This window comes from Kitasatospora sp. NPDC087314 (genome assembly GCF_044744365.1).
In the GTDB taxonomy this organism is placed as follows: Bacteria; Actinomycetota; Actinomycetes; order Streptomycetales; family Streptomycetaceae; genus Kitasatospora.
Genome location: NZ_JBIUYE010000004.1, coordinates 61,596 through 86,584, shown reverse-complemented (window position 1 = coordinate 86,584; position 24,989 = coordinate 61,596). Strand labels below are relative to the sequence as shown.

At 73.2% G+C, this 24,989-nt stretch carries 24 protein-coding genes; 11 read left to right on the top strand and 13 right to left on the bottom strand.

Going from position 1 to position 24,989, the window contains the following annotated elements; genetic code table 11:
* Window positions 1-49: 49 nt before the first annotated feature.
* The 4 genes from ACIO5E_RS09740 to ACIO5E_RS09725 form a co-directional block, all read right to left on the bottom strand.
* On the bottom strand, window positions 50-943 hold the full coding sequence (locus ACIO5E_RS09740; protein ID WP_400665504.1) for a carbohydrate ABC transporter permease: 894 nt from the start codon (window positions 941-943) through the stop codon (window positions 50-52).
* Window positions 930-1,973 carry a carbohydrate ABC transporter permease gene (locus ACIO5E_RS09735; protein ID WP_400665502.1) on the bottom strand — a complete coding sequence of 348 codons (1,044 nt, stop codon included), beginning with the start codon at window positions 1,971-1,973 and terminating at the stop codon, window positions 930-932. The genes ACIO5E_RS09740 and ACIO5E_RS09735 overlap by 14 nt, the downstream gene beginning before the upstream one ends.
* Window positions 1,974-2,043: 70 nt before the next feature.
* Window positions 2,044-3,294, bottom strand: coding sequence for an extracellular solute-binding protein (locus tag ACIO5E_RS09730; RefSeq protein WP_400665500.1), 1,251 nt, complete (start codon window positions 3,292-3,294; stop codon window positions 2,044-2,046).
* A 155-nt stretch (window positions 3,295-3,449) separates the two neighbouring features.
* A complete protein-coding gene (locus ACIO5E_RS09725) occupies window positions 3,450-4,484 on the bottom strand; it encodes a LacI family DNA-binding transcriptional regulator (RefSeq protein WP_400665498.1) in 1,035 nt (344 codons plus the stop codon).
* Between the two features lie 240 nt (window positions 4,485-4,724).
* Here ACIO5E_RS09725 and ACIO5E_RS09720 point away from each other — a divergent pair, with 240 nt between their 5' ends.
* A complete protein-coding gene (locus ACIO5E_RS09720; RefSeq protein ID WP_400665496.1) occupies window positions 4,725-6,788 on the top strand; it encodes a glycogen debranching N-terminal domain-containing protein in 2,064 nt (687 codons plus the stop codon).
* 212 nt (window positions 6,789-7,000) lie between these two features.
* On the opposite strand, the gene ACIO5E_RS09715 is transcribed toward ACIO5E_RS09720, so the two are convergent.
* Window positions 7,001-7,603 (bottom strand): hypothetical protein, encoded by a 603-nt coding sequence (locus ACIO5E_RS09715; protein WP_400665494.1) that lies wholly within the window; start codon window positions 7,601-7,603, stop codon window positions 7,001-7,003.
* 357 nt (window positions 7,604-7,960) lie between these two features.
* Between ACIO5E_RS09715 and ACIO5E_RS09710 the strand changes: the two genes are divergently transcribed.
* On the top strand, window positions 7,961-8,863 hold the full coding sequence (locus ACIO5E_RS09710; protein ID WP_400665492.1) for a LysR family transcriptional regulator: 903 nt from the start codon (window positions 7,961-7,963) through the stop codon (window positions 8,861-8,863).
* Window positions 8,864-9,134: 271 nt separating this feature from the next.
* Here the strand turns inward: ACIO5E_RS09710 and ACIO5E_RS09705 are convergent, their stop codons facing one another.
* Window positions 9,135-10,109, bottom strand: coding sequence for a helix-turn-helix transcriptional regulator (locus ACIO5E_RS09705; protein WP_400665490.1), 975 nt, complete (start codon window positions 10,107-10,109; stop codon window positions 9,135-9,137).
* A gap of 99 nt (window positions 10,110-10,208) precedes the next feature.
* Here ACIO5E_RS09705 and ACIO5E_RS09700 point away from each other — a divergent pair, with 99 nt between their 5' ends.
* Window positions 10,209-10,751 (top strand): DinB family protein, encoded by a 543-nt coding sequence (locus ACIO5E_RS09700; RefSeq protein ID WP_400665488.1) that lies wholly within the window; start codon window positions 10,209-10,211, stop codon window positions 10,749-10,751.
* A 97-nt stretch (window positions 10,752-10,848) separates the two neighbouring features.
* Here ACIO5E_RS09700 and ACIO5E_RS09695 read toward each other — a convergent pair whose 3' ends face one another.
* The gene (locus ACIO5E_RS09695; RefSeq protein ID WP_400665486.1) at window positions 10,849-11,064 is read right to left on the bottom strand and encodes a heavy-metal-associated domain-containing protein; all 216 of its coding nucleotides are present in this window, start codon (window positions 11,062-11,064) and stop codon (window positions 10,849-10,851) included.
* 451 nt (window positions 11,065-11,515) lie between these two features.
* Between ACIO5E_RS09695 and ACIO5E_RS09690 the strand changes: the two genes are divergently transcribed.
* Window positions 11,516-12,217: a DUF3152 domain-containing protein gene (locus ACIO5E_RS09690; RefSeq protein WP_400665484.1), complete on the top strand. Its 702-nt coding sequence runs from the start codon at window positions 11,516-11,518 to the stop codon at window positions 12,215-12,217.
* Between the two features lie 126 nt (window positions 12,218-12,343).
* Here ACIO5E_RS09690 and ACIO5E_RS09685 read toward each other — a convergent pair whose 3' ends face one another.
* Window positions 12,344-12,733, bottom strand: a complete 390-nt coding sequence (locus tag ACIO5E_RS09685; RefSeq protein ID WP_280682640.1) for a RidA family protein — start codon at window positions 12,731-12,733, stop codon at window positions 12,344-12,346.
* Window positions 12,734-12,805: 72 nt separating this feature from the next.
* On the opposite strand from ACIO5E_RS09685, the gene ACIO5E_RS09680 reads away from it, so the two are divergent.
* The 3 genes from ACIO5E_RS09680 to ACIO5E_RS09670 all read left to right on the top strand — a co-directional run bounded on the left by ACIO5E_RS09680 (window position 12,806) and on the right by ACIO5E_RS09670 (window position 15,441).
* Complete coding sequence (locus ACIO5E_RS09680) at window positions 12,806-13,705, top strand: LysR family transcriptional regulator (RefSeq protein ID WP_400665482.1); 900 nt, start codon at window positions 12,806-12,808, stop codon at window positions 13,703-13,705.
* A gap of 177 nt (window positions 13,706-13,882) precedes the next feature.
* Window positions 13,883-14,812, top strand: a complete 930-nt coding sequence (locus tag ACIO5E_RS09675) for a glutaminase (RefSeq protein WP_400665481.1) — start codon at window positions 13,883-13,885, stop codon at window positions 14,810-14,812.
* Window positions 14,813-15,051: 239 nt separating this feature from the next.
* Window positions 15,052-15,441, top strand: coding sequence for a hypothetical protein (locus ACIO5E_RS09670; protein ID WP_400665479.1), 390 nt, complete (start codon window positions 15,052-15,054; stop codon window positions 15,439-15,441).
* 71 nt (window positions 15,442-15,512) lie between these two features.
* On the opposite strand, the gene ACIO5E_RS09665 is transcribed toward ACIO5E_RS09670, so the two are convergent.
* Together ACIO5E_RS09665 and ACIO5E_RS09660 are read right to left on the bottom strand one after the other, a co-directional pair.
* On the bottom strand, window positions 15,513-16,952 hold the full coding sequence (locus ACIO5E_RS09665; protein ID WP_400665477.1) for a DEAD/DEAH box helicase: 1,440 nt from the start codon (window positions 16,950-16,952) through the stop codon (window positions 15,513-15,515).
* 343 nt (window positions 16,953-17,295) lie between these two features.
* Window positions 17,296-17,499 (bottom strand): cold-shock protein, encoded by a 204-nt coding sequence (locus ACIO5E_RS09660; RefSeq protein WP_280682648.1) that lies wholly within the window; start codon window positions 17,497-17,499, stop codon window positions 17,296-17,298.
* A gap of 437 nt (window positions 17,500-17,936) precedes the next feature.
* Between ACIO5E_RS09660 and ACIO5E_RS09655 the strand changes: the two genes are divergently transcribed.
* Together ACIO5E_RS09655 and ACIO5E_RS09650 are read left to right on the top strand one after the other, a co-directional pair.
* Complete coding sequence (locus tag ACIO5E_RS09655; RefSeq protein ID WP_400665475.1) at window positions 17,937-18,164, top strand: hypothetical protein; 228 nt, start codon at window positions 17,937-17,939, stop codon at window positions 18,162-18,164.
* Between the two features lie 174 nt (window positions 18,165-18,338).
* On the top strand, window positions 18,339-18,701 hold the full coding sequence (locus ACIO5E_RS09650) for a hypothetical protein (RefSeq protein ID WP_280682652.1): 363 nt from the start codon (window positions 18,339-18,341) through the stop codon (window positions 18,699-18,701).
* 67 nt (window positions 18,702-18,768) lie between these two features.
* On the opposite strand, the gene ACIO5E_RS09645 is transcribed toward ACIO5E_RS09650, so the two are convergent.
* Window positions 18,769-19,431 (bottom strand): TetR/AcrR family transcriptional regulator, encoded by a 663-nt coding sequence (locus ACIO5E_RS09645; protein WP_400665473.1) that lies wholly within the window; start codon window positions 19,429-19,431, stop codon window positions 18,769-18,771.
* A 133-nt stretch (window positions 19,432-19,564) separates the two neighbouring features.
* On the opposite strand from ACIO5E_RS09645, the gene ACIO5E_RS09640 reads away from it, so the two are divergent.
* Complete coding sequence (locus ACIO5E_RS09640) at window positions 19,565-20,596, top strand: medium chain dehydrogenase/reductase family protein (RefSeq protein WP_400665471.1); 1,032 nt, start codon at window positions 19,565-19,567, stop codon at window positions 20,594-20,596.
* Between the two features lie 384 nt (window positions 20,597-20,980).
* Entirely contained in the window at window positions 20,981-22,363 is a 1,383-nt protein-coding gene (locus tag ACIO5E_RS09635; protein ID WP_400665469.1) for an MFS transporter, read from the top strand.
* 269 nt (window positions 22,364-22,632) lie between these two features.
* Here the strand turns inward: ACIO5E_RS09635 and glmS are convergent, their stop codons facing one another.
* Window positions 22,633-24,459, bottom strand: coding sequence for a glutamine--fructose-6-phosphate transaminase (isomerizing) (gene glmS, locus ACIO5E_RS09630; RefSeq protein ID WP_400665468.1), 1,827 nt, complete (start codon window positions 24,457-24,459; stop codon window positions 22,633-22,635).
* 77 nt (window positions 24,460-24,536) lie between these two features.
* A complete protein-coding gene (locus ACIO5E_RS09625) occupies window positions 24,537-24,812 on the bottom strand; it encodes a hypothetical protein (protein ID WP_400665466.1) in 276 nt (91 codons plus the stop codon).
* Window positions 24,813-24,989: the final 177 nt, after the last annotated feature.

Sequence of the window (24,989 nt, the reverse complement as noted above, 5' to 3'; positions counted from 1 at the left end):
GTGGTTCTCCAAGAAGGTCAGCAGGGGGGGTTGGGCGTGCGGACCGGGCTCACTCCTTGAGCGAGCCCGAGTTGGCGCCGCGGACGAAGTGGCGCTGGAAGCAGAAGAACAGGATCGCCACGGGGACGGTGGACAGCAGCGCCGCCGTCAGCTTGAGCGGGTACTGCGTCCCGGAGCCGAGTCCACCGGAGACGAAGTGCGCCAGACCGGTGGTCAGGGTGTCGTGCTCGCTGGACTGGGTGGACACCAGGAAGTGCGTGAACTCGTTCCAGGAGCCCTGGAAGGAGAGCACGGTGAGCGTGATCAGCGACGGGCGCGACATCGGCAGGACCACGGACCAGAAGATCCGCAGGACGCCGGCCCCGTCGATCCGGGCGGCCTCCTCGATCTCGCGCGGCACCGACTCGAAGAACTGCTTCATGATGAAGATCCCGGCGGCGTCGACGAGCAGCGGCAGGATCATCCCGCTGTAGGTGTCGAACATGCCGAAGCTCTTCAGCACCAGGAACTTCGGGATCAGCAGCACCACGCCGGGCACGGCCAGCACCGCCAGCACGAAGCCGAACAGCAGGCCCCGGCCGGGGAAGCGGAGCCGGGCGAGGGCGTAGCCGGCCATCGAGTCCAGCAGCACCCGGCCCGCGGTGACCAGGACGGTCACCACCACGCTGTTGCCCAGCCAGCGCAGGAACGGGACGTTCTCGACGCCCTCGGCGAAGCCGAAGAGCCGCCGGTACGAGGCGAGCGTGCCGCCGTCCGGGAGCAGCGCCATCGGGTGGGCGGCCGCGTCGGGGTCGGTCTTGAAGCTGGTCGCCAACTGCAGGACGAACGGCAGCAGGTAGAGCAGCGCGAACCCGGCCAGGGCCGTGTAGCCGAGGATCCGCACGGGTGCGGGGAAGCGGGCCAGGACCGGCTTCTCCTGGGTGGACCGGTCAGCCTTCCGCACGGCGGGCTCCCTTCGGGCTCCGGCCGGGCTTCGGGCCCCGGCCGGGTGTGCGGCTCCGCCCCGGCTTGCCGTCCCGCTCGCGCAGGACCCACCGTTGCACGGCTGTGAGCAGCAGGATCAGGCCGAGCAGGACGAACGCGATGGCGGCGCCCTGCCCGTAGTCGGAGTTGTCGAAGCCGGCCGAGTAGGACAGGTAGGCGGGCGTGAGCGTGGTGTTGCCGGGGGCGCCCTTGCCCATCACGTAGACCTGGTCGAAGACCTGCCAGGTGGAGATCAGTCCCAGCGTGAGGACGAGGAACAGGATCGGCCGGATCGCCGGCAGCGTGACGTTGCGCAGCAGTTGGCGGCGGTTGACGCCGTCCAGCGCGGCGGCCTCCTCCAGTTCGCGGGGGATGTCCTGCAGGGCGGATAGGAAGATCAGCATGAAGGTGCCGGAGGTCGTCCAGACGGCCATCAGGATGAGGGTGCACATCGCCACCGAGGGGCCGGCGAACCACTCCGACCAGGGCAGCCCCAGGAGACCGTGACCCGCCGCCGCGCCGGTCCGCGCGGGCTGGTCGATCCCGAACCAGCCCAGCACGATCCAGACGATGCCGCGCGGATCGGCGAACCAGTTCGGCCCCTTCACCCCGAACCAGCCCAGCAGCCGGTTGACGGCGCCGCTGCCCTGGAACAGGAAGAGGAAGATCGTCGAGATCGCGACCGAGCTGGTGACGGACGGGAAGTAGAAGACCGTGCGCAGGGCTCCCCGGCCGCGCAGCAACCGCTGGTTGACCATGATGGCGAGCAGGAGCGCCAGCCCCGTCTGCAGCGGTACGACCAGCACGACGTAGTACAGGGTGTTGCGCATCGAGGTGGCGAACAGCGTGCGGTCCAGCCCGTCCTCGGTGAACAGCTTGCGGTAGTTGTCCAGGCCGACGAAGTCCGCGCTGCCGCTGAACGGGTTGGACTGGCCGTCCCAGTGCAACAGGCTCACCCACAGCGCCATCAGGATCGGCAGCGCGAGGAACAGGCCGAGGACGAGGACCATGGGGCTGACGAACAGCCAGCCCCATGCCCCCTCACGAAGGCCCCGTCGGCGCGGTGCGCTGCCGGTGCTCTTACCGGGCATTCTTTATGGCCTGCTCACCGTTGCGCTGGAGGGTGCCCAGGATGGTCGCCGGGTCGCCGGTCTTCAGCGACTGCAGGTCGGTGTTGAACTGCGTGAGCACCTTGTTGAAGCCCGCGATGGTGACCGGCGCCTGGGCGTGGGCGACGCCGTCGACCCACCCCTTGGACTCCGGGTACTTCTCGGCGTACGAGGCCAGCGCGCTGGTGCGCGAGGGCATCACGCCGAAGGCCTTGGCAAAGGCCAGCTGCTGGTCGGCCGACGTCAGGTGCTTGACCAGGTCGACGCCGGCGGCCTGGTGCTGGCTCTTGGCGGCGACGCCCCAGCAGTTGCTGAACGCGAGGGTGCCCTGGCCGGCCGGGCCGGCGGGCAGCGGGAGCACCTTGTAGGAGACGCTCGGGTAGTCGGCGGCCATCGCGCCCTTGAGCCAGTTGCCCTCGATGGTCATCGCGGCCTTGCCCTTGCCGAGCGCCTCGCCGCCCCAGCCGGTGTCCACCTCGGAGACGTACTTGGCCGAGCCGGCCTTCATCATCGACTGCACGTACTCCAGGGCCTGCTTGTTGGCCGGGCTGTCGGCGGTCATCGCGGTCTGCTCGGGGTTGGTGATCCAGCCGCCGGACTCCTTCATCAGGGCGCCGAGCCGCTGGTAGTCGGGGGCGGTGACCAGGCCGGTCACGCCGTCCTTGGTGAGCTTGGCGGCGGCGTCGGAGAGCTGCTGCCAGGTGGTCGGGTAGTCGGCCTCGGTGAGCCCGGCCTGCTGCCAGAGCGCGGTGTTGATCGCCAGGCCGAGGGTGGAACTGTCCTTGGGCAGGCAGGTGAGCTTGCCGTCGTAGGTGAAGGCCTTGCGCAGCTGCTCGGAGAAGTCCGAGGCGTCGGGGATCTGGTCGCCGTACGCGTACAGCGAGCCGCCCTTGGCGTAGTTCGCGAACTGGTCGGAGTTGACGTAGAAGAGGTCCGGCGGGTTGCCGCCGGCCAGGGCCTGGCCGAGCTGCTGGTTGATGTCGCTGGCGATCTGCACGGTGACGGTGTTGCCGGTCTGCTTGGCCCAGTCGGCGGTGGCGGCCTTGACCGCGGCCGTCTCGGCGTCGCCGGAGGTGGCGATCAGCACCGTCAGACTCTGGTTTCCGCCGGAGGACTGCTTGGCCGATGAGTCGCCGAAACCGCCGGAGGAGGAGCAGCCGGTGACGGCGCCGAGGACGGCGGCCGCGCAGGCTGCCGCGGCGAGGGTACGAGTGGTGGCCATGCGGGATCTCCTTGCGAGGGTGGGTGGGGGTGCTTTCAGGAGAGGTGACGGGGGGCCGGCGGGGCGGGGCTGGTCACGCGCCTCGGCGCGGGACCGGCTCGGGGGGGGCGGCGGGTCACACGTCTTCGCGCGGGACCAGCTCCGCGGCCGGCGGGTCACACGCTTTCGCGTAGGACCAGCTCGGGGGCGAGCAGCACGTGCTCGGTGCGGCGCCGGGTGTCGCTCAGCCGGTTGAGGAGCAGGCGCATGCACTCGCGGCCGACCGCGTCGAGCGGCTGGGCGAGGCTGGACAGCGAGGGGAACAGCAGGGGGGCGATCGGCGAGTCGTCGAAGCCGATGACGGCCGCGTCCGCGCCGGGGGTGCGCCCGCCGTGCCGCAGCGCCTGGTACCAGCCGAGCGCCAGGGTGTCGCTCGCCGCGACGACGGCGGTCACGCCGCCCGCGAGCAGCCGCTCGGCGGCCTCGGCGGCGCTGGCCGGATCGTCCGGGCTCTCCACCCGGCGGCCCCGGGTGGGCAGGCCCAGCTCGCGCATGGTGCTCTGCCAGCCGCGGGCGCGGTCGTCACCGACGCCGGAGCCCTTGGGCCAGCCGAGGAAGCCGATCTTCCGGTGCCCCAGGGCGGCGAGGTGGCGTACGGCGGCGGAGGTCCCGGCGGCGCCGTCGACGTCGACCCAGTCGCCGACGTCCCGGCCGGACCAGGTCCGGCCGAAGGCGACGAACGGGACGCCGCGCTCGTGCAGCCAGCCCTGGCGGCGGTCGCCGCGGTCGGTACCGCTGAGGACGAAGCCGTCCGCGCCGTGCTCGTCCAGCAGCTGCTGGTAGCCGGTGAGCTCGTCGTCGCCCGGGGTCACGGCGAACAGCACCACCCGGTAGCCGGCCTGGTCGGCGGCCTCGGACAGCGAGTGCAGGAACTGGTCGAGCACCGGGGTCGGGACGCCCGCCTGGCTTGAGCGGATGCCGTACCCGATGAGCTTGCTGGCCCTGGTGCGCAGCGCCTGCGCGGCGCGGTGCGGCCGGTAGCCGAGCTCGTCGATCGCGCGCTGGACCCGCTCCAGCGTCTGCGGGCGGAGCAGCTCGGGGGAGTTGATCGCGTTGGAGACCGTCTGGCGGGCCACGCCGGCGCGGGCGGCGACCATTTCGAGGGTCGCCGAGGCGCCCGCCTTCGGCGTGGTCGATGGAGTTGCAGGCATGGCGGCGGTCCCAGGGTCGGTCTCGATCGGTGGTTCGCGTGGAGCGTTCCTCGCGGAGCGCTTCCGTGGAGCGTTCGTCGTGGAGCGCTTCCCGTGGAGTGCTCCAAAACTTGGAGCGTTCCAAATGGGTGTTCCATTGGCCCCACCAGGGGGGTTAATGTTTTTGGAACGCTCCAATGGCAGAAAGGTTGCGCCCGAGTGGAAGCAACTGTCAAGCCCCAAAACGAGGATGTCGAGCCCATGTCAGCGATCGACCTGCAGCCGTTCCTGCACGACGCCCAGCTCTCCGTGGCCGCCCCGAGCTTCTGCGCCTCGCGCCCGGACGGGCGGATCGGCGGCGGTGCGGACGGCTTCTACCACGGCGACCGCCGAATCCTCTCCCGCCTGGAGGCCTGCGTCGCCGGGCTCCCCAACGCCCCCGTCGCCGGCACGCACGGCGAGGACGGGCAGACCTCCTTCGTGACCGTGCTGCGCGGCCTGGCCGAGCTCACCGCCGACCCCGCCGTCACCCTGGAGCGCCGCCGCGAACTGCGGCCCGGGCGCCTCGTCGAGCGCTACACCGTCCGCAACGCCGGGGGCCTCACCGCCCGCCTGCGCCTGGAGCTGCGCGCGGAGAGCGACTTCGCCGCCATGGACACCGTCAAGGCCGGCCGTGCCGGTGAGCCCGTCCCGCCCATCGCCGACGGGAACGGCCTGCGCTGGCACGACGGCCCGCTCGCCGCCGCCCTCACCGTCCGGCCGGCGCCCGACCACCTGACCGCCGACAGCGGCACCGGCACCCTGGGCTTCGACCTCGAACTCGCCCCCGGCGAAAGCTGGCAGGCCGTCCTGGAGTGCACCGCCGAGCACCGCGACGGCGACCTCTTCCCCGCGCCGTCCGCCGACGCCGCCCCCTGGCGCACCCCCGAGGTCACCGGCCGCGACCACCACCTCGCGCACTGGATCACCCGCTCCCACCACGACCTGCGCGGGCTCCTGCTCACCGACCCGCTGCGGCCCGCCGACCACTTCCTCGGCGCCGGGGCCCCCTGGTTCCTCACCCTGTTCGGCCGCGACTCCCTCTGGGCGGCCCGGATGATGCTCCCGCTCGGCACCGAACTCGCCGCCGGGACGCTGCGCACCCTGGCCCGCCGCCAGGGCCGCGCCGTCGACCCGGCCACCGAGGAGCAGCCCGGCAAGATCCTCCACGAGGTCCGCCGCGACGCACAGCACCTCGACGCCGGCTCCCAACTGCCGCCCTGCTACTACGGGACGGCCGACGCCACCCCGCTCTGGCTCACCCTGCTGCACGACGCCTGGCGCTGGGGCATGCCCGAGGACCAGGTCGAGGAGCTGCTGCCGCACGCCGAGGCCGCCCTCGCCTGGCTCGCGGACCACGCCGACGCGGACGGCGACGGCTTCCTGGAGTACGTGGACAGCTCCGGCAAGGGGCTCTCCAACCAGGGCTGGAAGGACTCCTCCGACAGCATCCGCTTCCGCGACGGCCGGATCGCCGACGCCCCCATCGCGCTCAGCGAGGTCCAGGCCTACGCCTACGAGGCGGCCGTCGCGGCGGCCGCGCTGCTGGACGCCTTCGGCCGGCCCGGCGCCGACCGCTGGCGGCAGTGGGCGGAGGACCTGCGGCAGCGCTTCCGCGACCGGTTCTGGACCGAGGACGCGCACGGCCCGTACCCGGTGGTCGCCCTCGACGGGGACAAGCGCAAGGTCGACTCGATAGCCTCCAACATGGGCCACCTCCTCGGCACCGGCCTGCTCGACCCGGCGGAGAGCGCCCTGGTCGCCCGGCGACTCACCGCCCCCGGCATGGACAGCGGCTTCGGCCTGCGCACCCTGGACGCCGACGCCACCGGCTTCAACCCGCTCGGCTACCACACCGGTTCGGTCTGGCCGCACGACAGCGCCATCGCCGTCCACGGCCTCGCCCGCGCCGGCCTGCACGACGCCGCCGCGCCGCTGGCGGCCGGCCTGGTCCGGGCGTCGGCGGCGTTCGACCACCGCCTCCCCGAACTGTTCGCCGGCTACCCCCGCAGCCAGTACGCCCGCCCCGTCCCCTACCCGGCCTCCTGCCGCCCGCAGGCCTGGGCCGCCGCCGCCTCCGTCCAGGTCCTGCAGGCCCTGCTCGGCCTGGAGGCCGACGCACCCAACCGCCGCCTGCTCGTCCGCGCCCAGGCCCCGGCCGGGTACGAGTCCCTGCAGATCACCGGCCTGACGGTGGCGGGCCTGCCGATCGAGGTCACCATCGACCACACCGGCGCCATCACCCTCCACGCCCCCGAGGGCTTCACCGTCACCACGAACCCCTGACACCCGGCGGCCCCGCGGCAGGCCGCCACTTCCCAGTGGCGGCCTGCCGCATCCGTCAGTGCCCGCACAGCTGTCGGAAGCCCGGGTGGGTGTGGAGGAGTTCGGCGTCAGGGCGGCTTCGTTGGCGGGGTCGAGGTGGGAAGCCGCGCTGACTTCGGCCCCGCGCGACAGCCCGCCGGCTCGGCCGGCGGGCTGTTCCGCTTGCCCGGGCCCTACGGCGTCGGGTTCCGGCCGGACATCAGTATGGCGGTCTCGACGTCGCCCAGTTGCAGTTCCAGTGCTCCGAGGACGGATTCGGTGGAGAGCGCCCGGGAGAGGGCGGCCACTGCGAGGTGGGCGGCCGCCGTGTCGGGGCGGATCAGCGGCGCGACGGCTCCGAGGATGGGGTCGCAGAAGGCGCGGGCGCGGTAGTCGTGGGCGGCGGGACCGATCGCCAGCAGGTGGCCGTAGCCGCCGAGGAGCGGGGTGTGCCGGTAGCCGAGGGAGAACTCGCGGGCGAGCAGCCGGAGTTCCTCGTTGGTCTCGCTGGTGGCCGGGGCCAGGTTGAGCCACCAGGCGCCGAACTCCATGGTGTCGAGTGCGCCGGTGCGGGGGTGGGCCAGCACCTCGCGGAGGTAGTCCGGCTCCTCGATGCAGGTCAGCAGCCCATGGGCCCCGGTGGCGGCCGCACGGGGCGTCGGGTGGGCGAGGCGGCGGTGGCCGGCGGTGCCGCTGTCTCCGGCACCCCAGGTGCGGACCGCGTAGCCGACTGCGGCGAGTCTGCCCGCGGCGCGGACGGCGTTGGCATTCGACCCGAGGACGGCAAGGGCGATCACGTGTGTCTTCTTCCATGGTGCGAGGCGGTGGTCCGGCGCGAGGCCGCCCGAAGCGGCGACGCGGTCGCGGTACCGGCAGTAGACCCGCGGGCAGTAGACAACCGATCAACGCCGCCAGGGGGAAGGGCTGGGGCGGACCCGGCAAGATCCGCCGGACAGGCCCTGGCAGCGCGCCCCGGCCGGCCGGCCAGGCGGTGCGGGTCGGCACCCGCCGTGTCCCCGCCTGTGCGTCCGGAACGCGGCGAAGACCACGGACGGGTTGCCGCCCTGGGCCCTACAACGATGATCGATCCTGCCGAACACCCAAGTCAATCCACCGGTTTGCTGGGGAACCTCCAAGCGATACCTTGGGTCATCGTGACTCTCGACGACCTCCGCGTCTTCGCCGCGGTCTGCCGGGCCGGCTCACTGAGCGCCGTGGCCCGCGACCTGTCGTGCACGCAGTCCGCGGTCAGCCAGCACGTGAAGCGACTCGAACGGGAGCTGGGCCTCACCCTGATCGAGCGCCATCCCCGGGGGGTCGTGCCCACCAAGGCCGGCCGTCTCCTCCAGTCGGCCGTCGCCACCGGTCTGGGCGGCATCGACCACGCGCTGCGCAGCATCGGTGAACTCGCCCGCGGCGAGGGCGGATCCGTACGGATCACCACCGGCGCCACCAGCATCCGGCACTTCATGTCGGCCGCCGTCGTCGACTACCGCCGGCGCTTCCCGCAGGTCAGCCTGGAGTTCCAGACCGAGGTCTCCAGCCGCAGCTGCTTCGAGGCCCTCACCGCCGGCCGGGTGGACCTGGCCTGGATCACGCTCGGCGCCCCGGTGCGCGGGATCGAGCAGCGCCCGGTCGTCGAGCTGCCCTGGGTGCTCGCCGTCGCCACCGGCGACCCCCTGGCTGCCAGGGAACGCATCGAGCCCGCCGACCTCCAGAACACCCGTCTCATCGGGCTGCCGCAGAACTCGGTGTCCCGCTCCCAACTCGACTCCTGGCTGGGGAGGTCGGGCATCCGGCCGGTCTTCGACACCAGCGTCGCGGACTGGGACACCGCGATCCTCCTGGCCGAACTCGGCCTCGGCCACGCCGTCGTCCCCGCCCTGCCGCAGTGGCAGGGCCCCGGCCACCCCGGCCTGCGGCTGCTGCCCCTGCCCGCACTGCCGGTCCTGACGGCCGGCTGGGCCGTCCGCCGCTGGGACACCCTCTCCCCGCTGGCCCGCGCCTTCGCCGACACCGTCGCCGAACACTCCGCGGGGCGACCCCGGGCGGACTGAGCCTCACCCGGGGGCTGCCGTCAGACTCCGGGGCCCTCGCCCGGCCGGTCGAGGAAGCGCCGGAGCCCCGCCCGTACCCCGTCCGTGGGCACGGTGGCCGCGAAGCAGGCCGCCTCGACGGCGAGGCCCCGCGCCCCCCTCCGCGCGCGAAGCCGACCCGCGCGCGAAACCGTCCCACCCGCAGAACCAGCCCGCGCAAGCAGCCGACCGGCACACGGAACCGACCCGCCCGCACAACCGTCCCGCACGAGAAGTCGACCCGTCCGACTTCCTACTCCGCCACCCCGCCCCGCGCCGCCCGCCCGAACCGCTCGCCCCACTCCTCGACGAGGGCGAGCAGTTCGGGCGGGCCGAGCACGCGGAATTCCGCGCCGAGCGAGCCGAGCGCCATGGCGGGCCACTCCAGGGAGTCGGCGGTCATCTCCAACCGGCAGCGCCCGGCGTCGACCTCCTCGACGGTGCCCCACCGGCCGACCCGTTCACGCACGGTCGCGGCCGGGGCGTCCACCAGCGCCGTCACCCGGTGGGGGCGGCGCACACCGTTGAGCCCGGCCCGGACGAACTCGGCGGCGTCGGCGGCGGGCAGCTCTCGGGGCCCGAACCGGGCGCCGCTGCCCTGCGGTGCGCTGAGCCGGTCGAGCCGGAAGGTGCGCCAGTCCTGCCGGTCGAGGTCGTAGGCGACCAGGTACCAGCGGCGGTACAGGCAGACCAGCCGGTGCGGTTCGACGTGCCGCTCGGCGCGGCGGCCGTCGGCGGCGGTGTAGGAGAAGCGCAGCCGCTCGGTGTCCCGGCAGGCCAGCGCGACCACGGTGAGCCGGTCCGGATCGACGGGTGGGGCGGCGACGGCGCCCTCGCCGACGGGTACGGTCACCGCGCGCAGCGCCTCGACCCGGCGCCGCAGCCGGGCCGGCATCACCTGCGCCACCTTGGCCAGCACCCGCACCGAGGCCTCGGCGACGCCCTCCACCGGACTCTCCGCGGCGGCCTGCAGGCCCACGGCGAGCGCCACCGCCTCCTCGTCGTCGATCACCAGCGGGGGCAGCGCCGCGCCCGCCGCGAGCTGGTAGCCGCCGTCGACGCCGCGCTGCGCCTCGACGGGGTAGCCGAGTTCGCGCAGCCGGTCGATGTCGCGGCGCAGGGTGCGGATCGAGACCCCGAGCCGGTCGGCCAGTTCCTCGCCCGGCCAGTAGCGGTGGGTCTGGAGCAGGGAGAGCAGTCGCAGCGTCCGGGTGCTGGTGTTCGCCATGGCTCCGATTCTCGCGGAATTCAGGCCGGAAAGTGACCGCAATGGCTCGTAGCGTGGACCTTGTCCGAAGGAGCAAGAACCGAACGAAGGGCCGGCACCATGACCACCACCACGACCCCGAACAGCCACACCGCCACCGGCGAGCGCGCCGACCTGCTGACGGCCCTGGCCAAGCAGCGGCACTTCCTGCGCTTCACCACCCGCGACCTCACCGACGAGCAGGCCGGCCTGCGGACCACCGCCAGCGCACTGTGCCTGGGCGGCCTGGTCAAGCACGTGACCTCGGTCGAGCGGCTCTGGGCGAACTTCATCGTGGACGGCCCGTCGGCGATGCCCGACTTCACCGCCTGGACCGAGGCCGACTTCGCCCGCCGCGCCGACGAGTTCCGCATGCTGCCCGGCGAGACGCTGGTCGGCGTCCTGGCCGAGTACGCCGAGGTGGCCCGCCGCACCGACGACCTGGTCGCCGCCCTCCCCGACCTGGGCGCCACCCAGCCGCTGCCGAAGGCCCCGTGGTTCGAGGCCGACGCCGAGTGGTCGGCCCGCCGCGTGCTGATGCACGTCGTCGCCGAGACCGCCCAGCACGCGGGCCACGCCGACATCATCCGGGAGTCCCTGGACGGTGCGAAGAGCATGGGCTGACCCCTGCCCCGCCCGCCCGGTGCGCAGACCGGGCGGGCGGGGCGGGCCGGGCGGACAAGCCGGGCCGGCCGGGCCTGGCGGCCGGTTCCGGCGCGGGTCAGCGCCGGTCGACGAGGGTGAAGCCCGCCCCGTCGACCGCGCCGCGGACCAGGGCCTCGTCGAGCGGCTGCGCCGAGGCCACCGTGACCCGGCCGGTCGGCGCGTCGGCGGTGACCCCGGTGACGCCGGGGAGGGCGGCCAACCCGGCGCTGACCGTCTTCTCGCAGTGGCCGCAGCTCATTCCGTCGACGGCGAGAACGGTGGTGATGGACATGGCGGTGCCTCCGATGACGTGAGGTGAGCTGACACGAAGTGGAACGAGGTAGGACGACCCGGGCAAGCCCGGCCGGTGATCACCGTGCACCACCACAGCGGAACCGACCCCCGGGGCCCACGGACACACCGCACGGATGGCACCATCGAGTGGTTCCGGGAACCGACCGGGCCGCGCGCCCGACTGGGGCGCCGCCGACCGGCTCACCGGGGCGCGGGCCTGATCACCCGCACCGGCCGCGGCGGTACGGCGGTCGGCCGCCTGAACTGGCGGTCCGCTTTCGCTCGTTCCTCCCTATGGCGCCTTTCGTCCACTCGACCCCGCCCCACCCCGTCCAGGAGCTGTTCACCGCCATGTCCCCGCTGACGCCCCACTCCTCCATACGCGGCGAGTCCGCCCGACCCGGCCGGGCCACCGAGACGAGGGTCCGCCTCGCGACGGGGGGCGGCCGATGAAGAGCCTCCTCGGATCCCGGCGCTGGCGGCTCTGGCACGGCGCCCTCGCCCTGGTGGTGGTCGCCGCCGTGACCGCCGGCCTGGTGTGGTGGCACCCGTGGGCCCCGGGCGACCGGCAGAAGCCGATGGAGTTCACCACGGCCGCCGGCGGCTCGCCCCGCTTCGGCACCGGCGAGCACCTGTACCGCTACAAGGTGCGGGCGGAGAACGGGCTCGCCGAGAGCCCCGGGCAGTTCGCCGCCGAGGTCGACACGATCCTCGGGAACGTCCAGCACGGCTGGGCCGCCGGCAACACCGCGTCCTTCCAGCGGATGCCCGCCGACCCGGTGGACTTCACCGTCTACCTGGCCACCCCGGCGACCACCGACCGGATCTGCGGCCAGTACGGTCTGGACACCGGCGGCTGGGTGAACTGCGGCGTGGGCCATCAGGTCGTCATCAACCTCAAGCGCTGGACGGAGCTGTCGGAGTTCTACGCCGGAAAGCCGGAGCTGTACCACGCGCTCGCCGTCAACCACGAGGTCGGCCACATCCTCGGGTACGGCCACGTCGACTGCCCCGGCGCGGGCGCACCGGCACCGGTGATGATGCAGCAGATCAAGGGCCTGCACGGCTGCGTGCCGAACGGCTGGCCGTACTCCGACGACGGCACCCTGCTCACCGGCCCACCGGTCCAGGCCCCGAGCTCGGCCCCCTGACGCACGGTCACCGCCGCCCCACCGCAGCCGACGTCACGACCAGGCCGCCCGCACCCGCAAGCCGGTGGTCAGCGGGGCCACGTGCGCCTGCGGCTCGCCCGGGTGGGCCGGCGATCGGCAACCCCGCTACCCGTCGCTCCTGCGCGCGTCGACCTCGATCTCGATCCGCATCCGAGGGTCGGCCAGGCCGCACACCAGCATCGTCGCGGCCGGCCTGACCTCGCCGAAGCAGCGCCGCAGGACCGGCCAGCACGGCTCGAAGTCGGCCCGCTCCGGCAGCAGGTAGCGCACCCGCACCACGTCCGCGAAGGTGCAGCCCGCCTCCGCCAGCGCGGCCCCGATGTTCCGCAGGCACTGCTCGGCCTGCTCCACCACGTCCTCGGAGATCGTCATCGTGGTGTAGTCGAACCCGGTCGTCCCGGACACGTGCACCCGGTCGCCGTCGACCACGGCGCGGGCGTAGCCGATCTGCTCCTCGAAGGTCGAACCGCTGAGAATCGAACGTCGCTCTGTCATGCGCCGAACGCTAGGCAAGCGCCGGCCATACGTCCAATACACCCCACGGCATGACCTGATATCCCTGGGCCTATGGACCGACCGGAACTCCCCCTGCCGCAGCTGCACGCCTTCCTCGTGCTCGCCGAGGAACTCCACTTCGGCAACGCGGCCGCCCGCCTGGGCATCGCCCAGCCGCCGCTGAGCCAGCAGATCCGCCGGCTGGAGGACAAGGTCGGCCACCCGCTGTTCCACCGCACCCCGGCGGGCGTCACCCTCACCCCGGTCGGCCGCGAACTGCTGCCCGCCGCCCGGCGGGCCCTCGCCGACCTCACCGCCGGACTCGCCGCCGCCCGGGCCGTCGGCAGCGGACGGGCCGGCCGCCTGCGGATCGGCTTCGCCGCCTCCCTCGCCCTGACCGTCCTGCCCGGCCTGCTGCAGACCTTCCGGCACCGGCACCCCGACGTGCACCTGGACATCCACGAGATGACCAGCGCCCCGCAACTGGCCGCCCTGCACGAGCAGGCCATCGACATCGGACTGCTCCGGGAGCCTCCCGCCGACGAGCCAGCCCTCGGCTTCCGGACGGTCCTCACCGAACCCTTCGTGGCGGTGCTCCCGACCGCCCACCCCCTGGCCCCCCGACAAACCGTCCACCTCGCGGACTTGGCCGGCTCCCCCTTCGTCCTCCTCCCCCGCGAGGTCGGCCCGCAGCTCCACGACCAGATCATCGGTCTGTGCACCGCCGCCGGCTTCGCCCCCCGCATCACCCAGCACGCCGTCGAATGGCAGACCATGTGCGCCCTCGTCAAAGCCGGTCTGGGCGTCACCCTCGCCCCGGCGAGCATCCGGCACATCCGGCTCAACGGCATCGTCTTCCGCCGTCTCACCCCCGGCGACACCCGCACCCGGGTCGCCGCCGCCTGGCGCAGGAACGACCGGAACCCCCTGGTCGCCAACCTGCTGACGGCCTTCGACCCCGACCCGTCATGACACGTCCCCGGTCACGCCGCGCGCCGACCCGTCCCCACCCGCATCCGGGCGCGACCGGCGCCGGCGGCGCGAGCACGGATAATCCTCATCGGACCAGGTCACGGTCGGCGCCGTGGCCGCGGCCGTGATCGTGATCGTGATGAAGCTCGTGCTCATGGAGGAACAGCGTTGAACGGTATGCCCGCCGGAGAGACCCTCGACTACCGGCTGCTGCTGGACGCCGCCACGGCGGCCGCGCGGGCGACCAGCGGCCAGGGGCACGTCGCCGACTACATCCCGGCCCTCGCCACGGTGGAACCGGACGCGTTCGGCATGGCGGTGGCCACCGTCGACGGCGAGCTGTACGGAATCGGGGACTGGGAGCGGCCGTTCTCCGTCCAGAGCGTGTCGAAGCTCTTCACCCTGGCGCTGGCCATGGCCCACGGCGGGGACACCGTCTGGCGCGGGGTGGGGCGGGAGCCGTCCGGCAACCCCTTCAACTCGCTGGTGCAGCTGGAGAGCGAGCACGGCATCCCGCGCAACCCGTTCATCAACGCCGGCGCCCTCGTGGTCACCGACCGCCTGCAGACCATGACGGGCGACGCCGCCGGGGCCGTCCGCGAGTTCCTCCGCCGGGAGTCCGGCAACCCGCTGATCGACACCGATCCGGTCGTGGCCGCGTCCGAGGCCGACCACGGCCACCGCAACGCCGCCCTGGCCCACTTCATCGCCAGCCACGGCAACCTGGAGAACCCGGTCGAGACCGTCCTCGACCACTACTACGCGCACTGCGCGGTGTCCGCCAGCTGCCGGGACCTGGTCCTCGCCGGCTCCTTCCTGGCCCGGTACGGGGTGCGCGCCGACGGCACCCGGCTGATGTCGCGCAGCGAGGCCAAGCGCGTCAACGCCGTGCTGCTCACCTGCGGCACCTACGACGCGGCGGGCGAGTTCGCCTTCCGGGTCGGGCTGCCGGGCAAGAGCGGCGTGGGCGGCGGCGTCCTCGCCATACTGCCCGGACGGGCCGCGGTCTGCGCCTGGGGCCCCCGCCTGGACCAGGCCGGCAACTCGGTCGCGGCCGTCACCGCTCTGGACACCCTCACCACCCTCTCCGGCTGCTCGATCTTCTGACCCGACGGCCCAGCGCCCGCCAGCCCCGCGCCCGCCGGACGCCGGACGCCGGACGCCGGACGCCGAGGACCGTACGCCGTCCAACTCGTGGCGCCGATCCGACCGTTGGGCACCGATCGGCGGGCCTGACATGGCATGCTCCAGGCGGGGGCGCCGATCAGGATGATGATCGGCCGACAGGAGAAACACGACCAAGAGGAAACTGGGGGTCCCGTCCCATGCGAACCGTCCTAGCAAGCTTGTTGGCCCTGGCCGGCGCGGCCGGGCTGGTGCTCAGCTCGTTTCAGCCCTGGTACGCGAAGAGCGATCCGAGGTCTGTGCCGGTCGCCGACCTGTTCCGGGGCATGTCGCCCACCCGCACCACCTCGACCGGCATGTCGATGTTCCTGCTCCTGGCCATCGCCGCGGCGATCGCGGTCCTGGCGCTGCTGGTGCGGTCCCGCCCGGGCCTGCTCCTGGCCGGCGTGGTCGCGGTGGTCACCGGTGTGCTCTGGGTCTACCAGAAGGGACGAGAGCTGTCGCCGCTCTCGCTCGACATCGGCGACCTGGAGAACGGTTTCTGGAACGCCTGCGGCGGCGTCCTGGTGATCCTCCTCGCCCTGGCCGTGCTGCCGCCCAAGCGGTCCTGAGCGCGCGTCCGGCCCCGCGCTGTCGACAGCGCGGGGCCGGACCGGGCCAGGACGCCCCCCGAGCCGCCCGATCAGCTCCGGCCGGCGGACCGCGCCGGGCGCGGGTGACGGGCGCCGGAGGCGGCGGCGGGCCGGCGGCGGCCGCCGGCACCGGAGTTGGGGCGGCGGCGGGGGCGCTCGATGACGGGGTCGGGGATCGAGACCGGGATGCCGGTGGGAACGCGGGCGCCCGTGAGCCGGGCGAGTTCGTCGTCGCCGGAGTGGATCCGGGTGGCGGTCGGGGCGAGGCCCGCGGTGGCCGCCAGGCGGGCCATCTGGCGGCGCTGGCTGGGCAGCACGAGGGTGACGACGGTCCCGGACTCACCGGCCCGGGCGGTGCGGCCGCCGCGGTGCAGGTAGTCCTTGTGGTCGACCGGCGGATCCAGGTTGACGACCAGGTCGAGGCCGTCGATGTGGATGCCGCGGGCGGCGACGTTGGTCGCGATGAGCGCGGTGACCTCGCCGGTGCGGAACTGCTCCAGGGTGCGGGTGCGCTGGGGCTGGGACTTGCCGCCGTGCAGGGCGGCCGCCTTCACCCCGTTCGCGAGCAGGGCCTCGACCAGTCCGTCCGCCCGGTCCCGGGTGTCGGTGAACATGATCACCCCGCCGTCGCGGGCGGCGATCCGGGCGATCACCTCGTTCTTGTCGTAGTTCTGCACATGCAGCACGTGGTGCTCCATGGTGGTGACCGCGACGGCCGACGGATCCACCGAGTGGGTGACCGGGTCCTTGAGGAAGCGGTGCACCAGCCGGTCGACGTTGCGGTCCAGGGTCGCGGAGAAGAGCAGCGTCTGGCAGTCGGCGGAGACCTGGTCGAGCAGTTCGGTGACCTGCGGCAGGAAGCCCAGGTCCGCCATCTGGTCGGCCTCGTCCAGGACCGCGACACTGACGTCGTCCAGCCGGCAGTGGCCGCGCTGGATCAGATCCTTCAACCGACCGGGGGTGGCCACCACGACCTCGGCGCCCCGGTGCAGCACCTGGCCCTGGCGGCCGATCGACACGCCGCCCACCACGGTCGCCATCCGCAGCCGTACGGCGTGCGCGTAGGGGGTGAGCGCCTCGGTGACCTGCTGCGCGAGCTCCCGGGTGGGCACCAGCACCAGGGCCAGCGGGCTGCCCGGGGCGGCCCTGCCACCCGCGGTACGGGCGGCGGTGCGGGCCAGGACGGCCAGACCGAAGGCGATGGTCTTGCCGGAGCCGGTCCGGCCCCGGCCGAGCACGTCACGGCCGGCGAGCGAGTTCGGCAGCGTGGTGGCCTGGATGGGGAACGGCGAGGTGACGCCCTGGCGGGCCAGCACCTTCAACAGGGCCGCGGGCATGTCCAGTTCGTCGAACGACTCGACGGCGGGCAGGGCCGGGGTGGAGCTGACCGGGAGTTCGAACTCCCGCTGGGCGGAGCGCCCCTGACCCCTGCCGGAAGCGGCGGATCGGCGGGGGGAGGTGCGGTGCGAGGGACGATTGGGGCGGTTCATACGGAACCTTCCTCGAGACGGCACGTCGCGAGGGAGGCTCCACTGCGCGGACGCGCGGAGATCGCAAGAAACGGGCCGGAGAATGTGCCGGGCGGGGCTCGGGCGGTGCGACCGGGCGGGGCCTGGACGGCGCAGCCGCCCGATGGGCGGGCACCGGTCCGCAGGCGGCGCAGTGCGGCTCACACGGAAACGGCGGCCGGCGGCGGACCGCAGGGCCGGAGCCACCGGAGCGGCCTGGGGCCGCCGGAGGCGGGGGTGGGGTGGTACGGCCGAAGGGCCCGCACCGGGCGTGTGCGCGGTGCGGGCCCCTCGCTGCCATGGCGAGTGCCGTGGCATAGACCTACTACAGCGGGCGAATGTTCTCCGCCTGCGGGCCCTTCTGGCCCTGCGTGACGTCGAACTCGACCTTCTGGCCCTCGAGCAGCTCGCGGAAACCGCTGGCGTTGATGTTCGAGTAGTGGGCGAAGACGTCAGCGCCGCCGTCCTCCTGCTCGATGAAGCCGAAGCCCTTTTCCGCGTTGAACCACTTCACGGTACCAGTAGCCATAAAAAAATCTCCTTCGAGAGACTGTACGAGGTCCGCACCATGCGGACTTCGAGTCGCCGCGATGAGCACCCGCCGGGGAAAAGCCGGAAAACAAAAAATGCGCCTGCAATACATCAGCAGGCGCACACAAAGTTCATGGGAACCACTACTGCAACTAAATCGACTGTAGCAGGCCCGGGCTCCCCGCGGTGGATATTCGGCATCAGGTTTTCCGGACCCCACCCCCACGGGTGGCTCTGCCCCGCCGGAGCGGGCGGCAACGGGCGGCGGCCCCAGGGCAGTTGGCGCGACCGCGGCAGGCGCGGGCCGGGCGGAGAATTTTTCCGCCCGGGTGGACCACCCGGGCGCGGGCCGGTTGGCGGTGCGCCGCCACCCCTGCGGGCTTCCGGCCCTCCGGAAGGGTCCGCTCCGCGGTTTTTCAGAGCATACTGATCGGGATGACGAAATCACCGGCAGTCCGGCGCCACCTGCCCACCAGCCCCTTCAAAGCCCCGGTCGAAGTGCCGCGCAAACGGTTCGCCGTGGGCGACCGGGTCACCCACGACAAGCACGGCCTCGGCCGGGTCGTCGACGTCGAGGACGGCAGCGACATCGCGGTCCTCGTCGACTTCGGCTCCCGGCAGGAGCGGCTCATCCCGCCCTACGCCGAGATGTGGAAGCTCTGACCCGGGGTTCCCCCCGGGACACCAGAGCCCGGGCCCCGGCACCAGGCGCCGGCCGTGCGCGCGACCATGCGCACGGTCTGCGCCGGACGTCCGACGCGACGTCGGGCAGACGCCCGGCGGACCGTACCGTACGCGCGACCCCCGAAGCCGCCGGTGGCGCAATAGTCTGGGGGCATGTCGAACTCTGATGAGCTCCTCGTTGACATCGCCGCCATGGTGGAGTCCGAGCACAGCAACCAGATGTCCTTGACCGTGGTGGTCCCCGGAGCGGTCATCACCGGCAGGCTCGCGCCGATGGCCCTCTGGTTCGAGCGGGTGTCGGAAGTCCTGCACACCTCGCAGCACTTGAAGCCCTTCGCCGCCCTCTTCGCCCCGTCCTCCGCCGTGGCGCCCACCCGGCCCACGCACCTGCACCTCCACCGGGCGAGGATCCTGCAGGGCGACTTCGGACTTCCCCACACCGGCGGCATGTACCGCATCGCCATCGGCGACGTGAGCAGTTGGACGGTGGGCGACCTCAGCTACTCCGACGCGTGACGAAACGCCTGCCGTGCCCGCCCGGGGCCGAGTTCCCGGGCGGGCACGGCAGGCCCGCGTCGTGCCGTCAGCGACCGGTGAGGGAGCGGGCCTCGGCGGCGTAGAGCTCGGCGGGATCGAGCCCCATGCCGGTGAAGTGGCCCGCGAGTTCGAGCGAGAGCACGCCGTGCAGGCGGGTCCAGAAGGCGAGGGCCAGGCGGAGTGCCGACGGCGGGGCCGGGTGCGGTCCGGCCCAGGCCCGGTGTTCGGCGAGGTGGGCGTCGAGCGGGGACGGCGGCGCGCCGGGTGACTCGCCGGCCGGCTCCTCGGCCGTGCAGGCGTCGAGGATGACGGCCATGATCTCGCCGGAGATCCGGGTGGTCTCCTCGGGCGCGTGGTAGCCGGGCACCGGGGTCCCGTAGACGAGGAAGTAGCGCTGGGGGTCGTCCAGGGCCCACTGGCGCAGGGTGTCCACCAGTCCGGCCAGGTCGGTGCCGGCCGCGGCGCGGGCCCGGAAGGTGTCGGCGAGGCTGCGGTAGGCGTCCGTGACGAGCTCGGTGATCAGCTCGTCGCGACTGGCGAAGTACCGGTAGAGGGCCGGGCCGCTCAGGCCCATCCGTTTGGCGATGGCGTTGAGGGACAGGGCCGAGGCCCCCGCCGTGGCGATCTGCTCCCAGGCGTGCTCCTTGGCCTCTTCCCGCACCTGGGCGCGGTAGCGCTCCCGGGGAGTCCTCGCGTTTGACGCGGCCACGCCCGCCTCCAGCCCTCACGACTACACCGTCAACGTCTCGTTAGAGGCTATCACTCTCCCTCTTGACCCTCACTCGCCCTGACGGTTATAACTTCTAACGGAAGCGACGCCATCTACGGAAAAGGAGCGCGTCATGGACAGCGCACGCCTGGTCGAGGTCGTACTGCCCGGCATCGTGGCCCCGGAGGGCCTGGAGATCCGCCACGGAGCCGTGCCGAAGGCCGGTCGGGGGCAGCTCGTGATCGCCATGGAGGCGAGCGGCGTCTCGTTCGCCGAGCAGCAGATGCGCCGCGGGCGGTACTACGACCAGCCGCCGTTCCCGTTCGTTCCCGGCTACGACCTGGTGGGCCGGGTGCTGGCCACCGGCGAGGGCGTCGACCCGGGCCTGGTCGGTCAGCGGGTGGCAGCGCTGGTGAAGGTCGGCGGGTGGGCCAGCCACGTCCTGGTCGACGCCGAGGACGCCGTGCCCGTCCCGGACGGCCTCACCGCCGAAGCGGCGGAGACCGTGGTGGTCAACGGCATCACGGCCTGGCAGATGCTGCACGGCCGGGCCCGGGTCCGCGCCGGGCAGCGCATCCTGGTGCACGGCGCGAGCGGCGGGGTGGGCTCCGTCCTGGTCCAGCTGGCGCGGGCGGCCGGCGTGCAGGTGATCGGCACGGCGTCCGCCCGGCACCACGAGGCCCTGCGGGAGCTCGGCGTGATCCCGGTCGACTACCGCACCGCGGACGTGGCGGCCCGGGTCCGGGATCTGGCGCCCGGCGGGGTGGACGCCGTCTTCGACCACGTCGGCGGGCGCAGCGTGATCGACTCCTGGCACCTGCTCGCCCCCGGCGGCACGCTCGTCGCCTACGGCAGCGCGTCCACCCGCGACGACGACGGCTCCAAGCAGTGGCCCGTGCTGAAGATCCTCGCCCGCACCTGGCTCTGGAACACCCTGCCCAACGGCCGCCGCGCCTGCTTCTACAACATCTGGGCCGGCCGCGCCCTCGGCCGGGACCGGTTCCGCGCCCGCCTGCGCTCCGACCTCACCCAGGTGTTCGCCGCCGTCGACCGCGGCGACGTCACCGCCCGCATCGCCGCCCGGATCCCGCTCGCCCGGGCCGCCGAGGCCCTGCGGCTGGCGGAGTCCGGCACCGTCAGCGGCAAGATCGTCCTGACACCCTGACGCCGGGGCGCGCGCTCGGAGCGGGACGCGGGCGCCGCGGCCCCGATTGTGGCGCCGGCCACACGATCGGGGTACCCGGAGGCCCTCGGGTGAGAAGGGTCACGCCCGGCGGGCGGCCGGGCACCCGGGCGGCGACAGGGCCCGGCAGGACTGGGCGGGCGGGGTGGCGACACGGTCCGAGGGCCTGTCCGCTTCGGGACCTTGGTCATGAATCCGACCGACCTTCGGCCCAGTGGCGGCCAGTGCGTACCGGGGCAACCGTGGACGGTCGCCCGGTGTGAACGGGTGATGGCGTCGTCCCACGGACGACGCCTACCCTGCCGTCTACCCGGCGCACGGTGAGCGGGTCCTCCCGCCGCCGTACGCTCCGGAGGACCCCAGCACATGTCCCAGACCATCGACAACGCCCCGTATACCGCCTTCCACCGCAGACTGGCCCTGGCCTGTTCCGGTGGGCCGCTGCTCGACGGCTACATCCTGAGCATCGTCGGCGTCGCCCTGATCGGGATGCGCCCGGACCTCGGCCTGTCCACCGCGGAGGTCAGCCTGATCGGCGCCGCCGCCCTGGTGGGCATGTTCGTCGGCGGCGCGCTCTTCGGCGTGCTGACCGACCGGATCGGCCGGGAGGTGATGTACACCGCCGACCTGCTCGTGATGGCCGCCTGCTCGGTGCTCTCCTTCTGGGTCGACACGGTGTGGGCGATCGCCGTGCTGCGCTTCGTGCTCGGCATGGCCGTGGCCGCCGACTACCCGATCGCCACCTCCCTGCTCGCCGAGTGGCTGCCCGCCAAGCAGCGCGGGCGGCTGCTCGGCCAGCAGATCGTCGCCTGGTACGCCGGCTCCGTGCTCGCCTACGTGGTGGGCTACGCGTTCCTGGAGCTGGCCGGGCCCGGCAGCTGGCGGTGGATGCTCGCGAGTTCCACGGTGCTGTGCGCGGTCTTCCTGGTGATCCGCCGCGGCTCGCCGGAGTCCCCGCGCTGGCTGGCCGCCAACGGACGGGTCGGCGACGCGGTGCGCGTGGTCGAGAAGCACCTCGGCGTGCGGGTGGACGGCCGCGAGCTGATGCCCGACCCGGCCGAGCGCGGCCGCCCCGGCGGGCTGCGCCTGCTGATGACCCAGCCCTACCGGCGCCGCACCCTGTTCTGCGGCCTGTTCTTCCTCTGCCAGGTCGGCCCGCTGTTCGCGATGCTGACCTTCGGCCCGCAGATCCTCTCCTCCTTCGGCATGCCGGGCGGCACCGTGATGGAGACCCTGGGCACCGGGCTGATCAGCCTCGTCTTCCTGCTCGGCTGCTACCCGGCCCTGCGCCTGATCGACACCCGCGGCCGACGCCCCGTCATCATCTGGTCCTTCGCCCTGATGGCCGTCCCGCTGGTGCTGCTGGGCGTGTGGCCCACCGCCCCGGCCGCCGTCGCCCTGACCGCGCTGTGCGCGTACGCCTTCCTGTGCGGCGGGCCCAACGTCCTCGACTGGACCTACCCCAACGAGCTCTTCCCCACCGAGATCCGGGCGACCGCGGTGGGGGTGGCGACCTCGGTGAGCCGGATCGGCGCGGCCGTCGGCACCTATCTGCTGCCGCTCTCCCTGACCGGGCTCGGCACCGGCCCCACCATGCTGATCGCCGCCGGCACCACCCTGGTCGGCCTGCTGGTGTGCGTGCTGTGGGCCGAGGAGACCCGGGGCACCGCCCTGGGCGCCGCCCCGGCCGCCGCCCGCACGACCGGGCGCACCGTCCCGGCCCAGCGCGTCCCGCAGGCGGCGCGCTGACGGCCACCACGTGACGCAGGCGGCGGCGCCCCGCCCCCCCCGGGGGGGCCCCCCCGGGGGTGGGGGGGGGGGGGCCACCCGCCCAAACCCCCCGCGACCGCAGGGGCCCGGTTGGGGGGGGGTGGGCGGCGCCCGGGGGGGGCCGGGGGGCCGCGGCGCGCCGGGGGGGGGGGGGGGGGGGGGCCCCCCCCCCCGGGGGGGGGGGGCGCCCCCCCCCCCCCCCCCGGCCCCCCCCCCGCCGCGGCTTTGCGGCGGGGGCCTACTCCGGCCTACTCCACCGTCACGCTCTTCGCCAGGTTGCGCGGCTTGTCGACGTCGCGCTTGAGGGCCAGGGCGGCGTGGTAGGCGAGGAGTTGGAGCGGGATGTTGAGGAGCAGCGGGTCGAGCTCGGGCTCGCTCTTGGGGACGAGGATGCAGTGGTCGGCGAGCTTGTCCTCGGGGCGGCGGTGGCCGATGGCGATGACCCGGCCGGAGCGGGCCTTGATCTCGCCGAGCGTGGTGAGGTTCTTGTCGAGCAGTTCGTCGTCCGGCACCAGGGCGACGGTGGGCAGTTCGGGGCTGATCAGCGCCAGCGGCCCGTGCTTCAGCTCGCTCGCCGGGTAGGCCTCGGCGTGCACGTAGGAGATCTCCTTGAGCTTCTGCGCGCCCTCCCGGGCGACCGGGTAGCCGCGGACCCGGCCGATGAACATCATGCCCGCCGACTCGGCGTACTGGGCGGCGAGTTCGGCGATGGCGTCGCTCTGCGCGAGGACCTCGCGGATCTGCTCCGGCAGGGCCTTCAGGGCCGCGACGATCCGGCGGCCGTCGGCGGGCGAGAGGTCGTGGATGCGGCCGAAGTGCAGGGCCAGCAGCGCGAAGGCGACCACGGTGGAGGTGAAGGCCTTGGTGGAGGCGACGGAGATCTCCGGCCCGGCGTGCAGGTAGATGCCACCGTCGCACTCGCGGGCGATGGCGCTGCCCACGGTGTTGACGACGCCGAGCACCCGGCCGCCCTTGCGCTTGATCTCCTGGACGGCGGCCAGCGTGTCGTAGGTCTCGCCGGACTGGCTGACCGCGATGTACAGGGTGTCCGCCTCGATCACCGGGTTGCGGTAGCGGAACTCGGAGGCGGGCTCGCTGTGCGCGGGGATGCGGGAGAGCTCCTCGATCAGCTGGGCGCCCATCTCACCGGCGTAGTAGGCGGATCCGCAGCCGAGGATCTTCACCCGCCGGATCTCGCGCAGTTCGCGGGCGTCCAGGTTGAGGCCGCCGAGGTGGGCGGTGGCGAAGCGCTCGTCGAGCCGGCCGCTGAGCGTGCGCTCGACCGAGCCGGGCTGCTCGTGGATCTCCTTGAGCAGGAAGTGCTCGTAGCCGCCGGTGTCGTAGGAGTCGATCTCCCAGTCCACGGTGGACGGCTGGCGGTGCGTGGTGCGGGCGTCGGCGGTGAAGGTGCGGAAGCCGTCGGCGCGGACGGTGGCCAGCTCGCCGTCCTCCAGGTGGACGACCTGGCGGGTGTAGCGGACGAGGGCGGACACGTCGGAGGCGACGAACATCTCCTTCTCGCCGAGGCCGAGCACGATCGGGCTGCCGTTGCGGGCGACCACGATCCGGTCCGGCTGTTCGGCGTCGAGCACGGCGATGCCGTAGGTACCGACCACCTTGCCGAGCGCGGCGCGCACGGCGTCCTCCAGCTCCACGCCGTCGACGGCGTGCGCGGCGATCAGGTGGGAGAGCACCTCGGTGTCGGTCTCGGAGCGGAAGACGGCGCCGTCGGCGGTGAGCTTGGCGCGCAGTTCGTCGGCGTTCTCGATGATGCCGTTGTGGACGACGGCGATCCGCTCGGCGCCGTCCAGGTGCGGGTGGGCGTTGGCGTCACTGGGGACGCCGTGGGTGGCCCAGCGGGTGTGCCCGATGCCGATCCCGCCCTTGAACCGGGCCGGGACGGCGGCGGCCAGGTCGGCGACCCGGCCCTTGACCTTGCGGACCTTGAGCCCGCCGGTACGCCCGGTGACGGCGACGCCGGCCGAGTCGTAGCCGCGGTACTCCAGCCGGGCCAGTCCCTCCAGCAGGAAGGGGGTCGCGTCCTTGGGGCCGATGTAGGCCACGATTCCGCACATGCGTGGGCTCCTCTTGGTGAATGCTCGACGGCTGCTCGTGCGTCCTGGCAACTGCTGGGCGGACCCGCCGACGGCGCTCAGCCGTAGACGATCCGGCGCAGCTGGCGGGCCGAGAGCCCGGGCGCCGCGACGCGGCGGGCGGGAAGTTCCTCGGCGAGCCGGGCGAAGATCCGTTCGTTCGTCAGTCCGCGTGCCTGGAGCTCGCCGTGGCGGCGGCGGACGTACTCCTCGGTGGTCTCGGAGAAGTACGCCAGCACCTCCGCCACGACCCGCTCCGCCTCCCGGGGCCCGAGCGGGCTGGTCCGGGTGAGGTGGGCGAGGAGGTCGTCGTGAGGGTGGGGTGAGCTCGGCACGAGAAAGGAGCCTAGGCCGCATCGGCCACCGGATTCAAAGATCCTGCCCGAATTCGGGCAGACTTTACGACTTTCGGTTCACCCGATCAGCCACTCGCGCCTCCCCGACCTCCCTCGCCCCCTTCCCGCCGCACCCTTGTAGCCGCGCCCCTCCACACGTAGCGTGACTTTCCGCAT

Bases quoted from the DNA above. Each gene is read 5' to 3' on its own strand.
- ACIO5E_RS09735 (WP_400665502.1), bottom strand. From the start codon at position 1,973: ATGGTCCTCGTCCTCGGCCTGTTCCTCGCGCTGCCGATCCTGATGGCG.
- ACIO5E_RS09730 (WP_400665500.1), bottom strand. From the start codon at position 3,294: ATGGCCACCACTCGTACCCTCGCCGCGGCAGCCTGCGCGGCCGCCGTC.
- ACIO5E_RS09725 (WP_400665498.1), bottom strand. From the start codon at position 4,484: ATGCCTGCAACTCCATCGACCACGCCGAAGGCGGGCGCCTCGGCGACC.
- ACIO5E_RS09720 (WP_400665496.1), top strand. From the start codon at position 4,725: ATGTCAGCGATCGACCTGCAGCCGTTCCTGCACGACGCCCAGCTCTCC.
- ACIO5E_RS09705 (WP_400665490.1), bottom strand. From the start codon at position 10,109: ATGGCGAACACCAGCACCCGGACGCTGCGACTGCTCTCCCTGCTCCAG.
- ACIO5E_RS09700 (WP_400665488.1), top strand. From the start codon at position 10,209: ATGACCACCACCACGACCCCGAACAGCCACACCGCCACCGGCGAGCGC.
- ACIO5E_RS09695 (WP_400665486.1), bottom strand. From the start codon at position 11,064: ATGTCCATCACCACCGTTCTCGCCGTCGACGGAATGAGCTGCGGCCAC.
- ACIO5E_RS09690 (WP_400665484.1), top strand. From the start codon at position 11,516: ATGAAGAGCCTCCTCGGATCCCGGCGCTGGCGGCTCTGGCACGGCGCC.
- ACIO5E_RS09685 (WP_280682640.1), bottom strand. From the start codon at position 12,733: ATGACAGAGCGACGTTCGATTCTCAGCGGTTCGACCTTCGAGGAGCAG.
- ACIO5E_RS09680 (WP_400665482.1), top strand. From the start codon at position 12,806: ATGGACCGACCGGAACTCCCCCTGCCGCAGCTGCACGCCTTCCTCGTG.
- ACIO5E_RS09675 (WP_400665481.1), top strand. From the start codon at position 13,883: ATGCCCGCCGGAGAGACCCTCGACTACCGGCTGCTGCTGGACGCCGCC.
- ACIO5E_RS09665 (WP_400665477.1), bottom strand. From the start codon at position 16,952: ATGAACCGCCCCAATCGTCCCTCGCACCGCACCTCCCCCCGCCGATCC.
- ACIO5E_RS09660 (WP_280682648.1), bottom strand. From the start codon at position 17,499: ATGGCTACTGGTACCGTGAAGTGGTTCAACGCGGAAAAGGGCTTCGGC.
- ACIO5E_RS09655 (WP_400665475.1), top strand. From the start codon at position 17,937: ATGACGAAATCACCGGCAGTCCGGCGCCACCTGCCCACCAGCCCCTTC.
- ACIO5E_RS09650 (WP_280682652.1), top strand. From the start codon at position 18,339: ATGTCGAACTCTGATGAGCTCCTCGTTGACATCGCCGCCATGGTGGAG.
- ACIO5E_RS09640 (WP_400665471.1), top strand. From the start codon at position 19,565: ATGGACAGCGCACGCCTGGTCGAGGTCGTACTGCCCGGCATCGTGGCC.
- ACIO5E_RS09635 (WP_400665469.1), top strand. From the start codon at position 20,981: ATGTCCCAGACCATCGACAACGCCCCGTATACCGCCTTCCACCGCAGA.
- glmS (WP_400665468.1), bottom strand. From the start codon at position 24,459: ATGTGCGGAATCGTGGCCTACATCGGCCCCAAGGACGCGACCCCCTTC.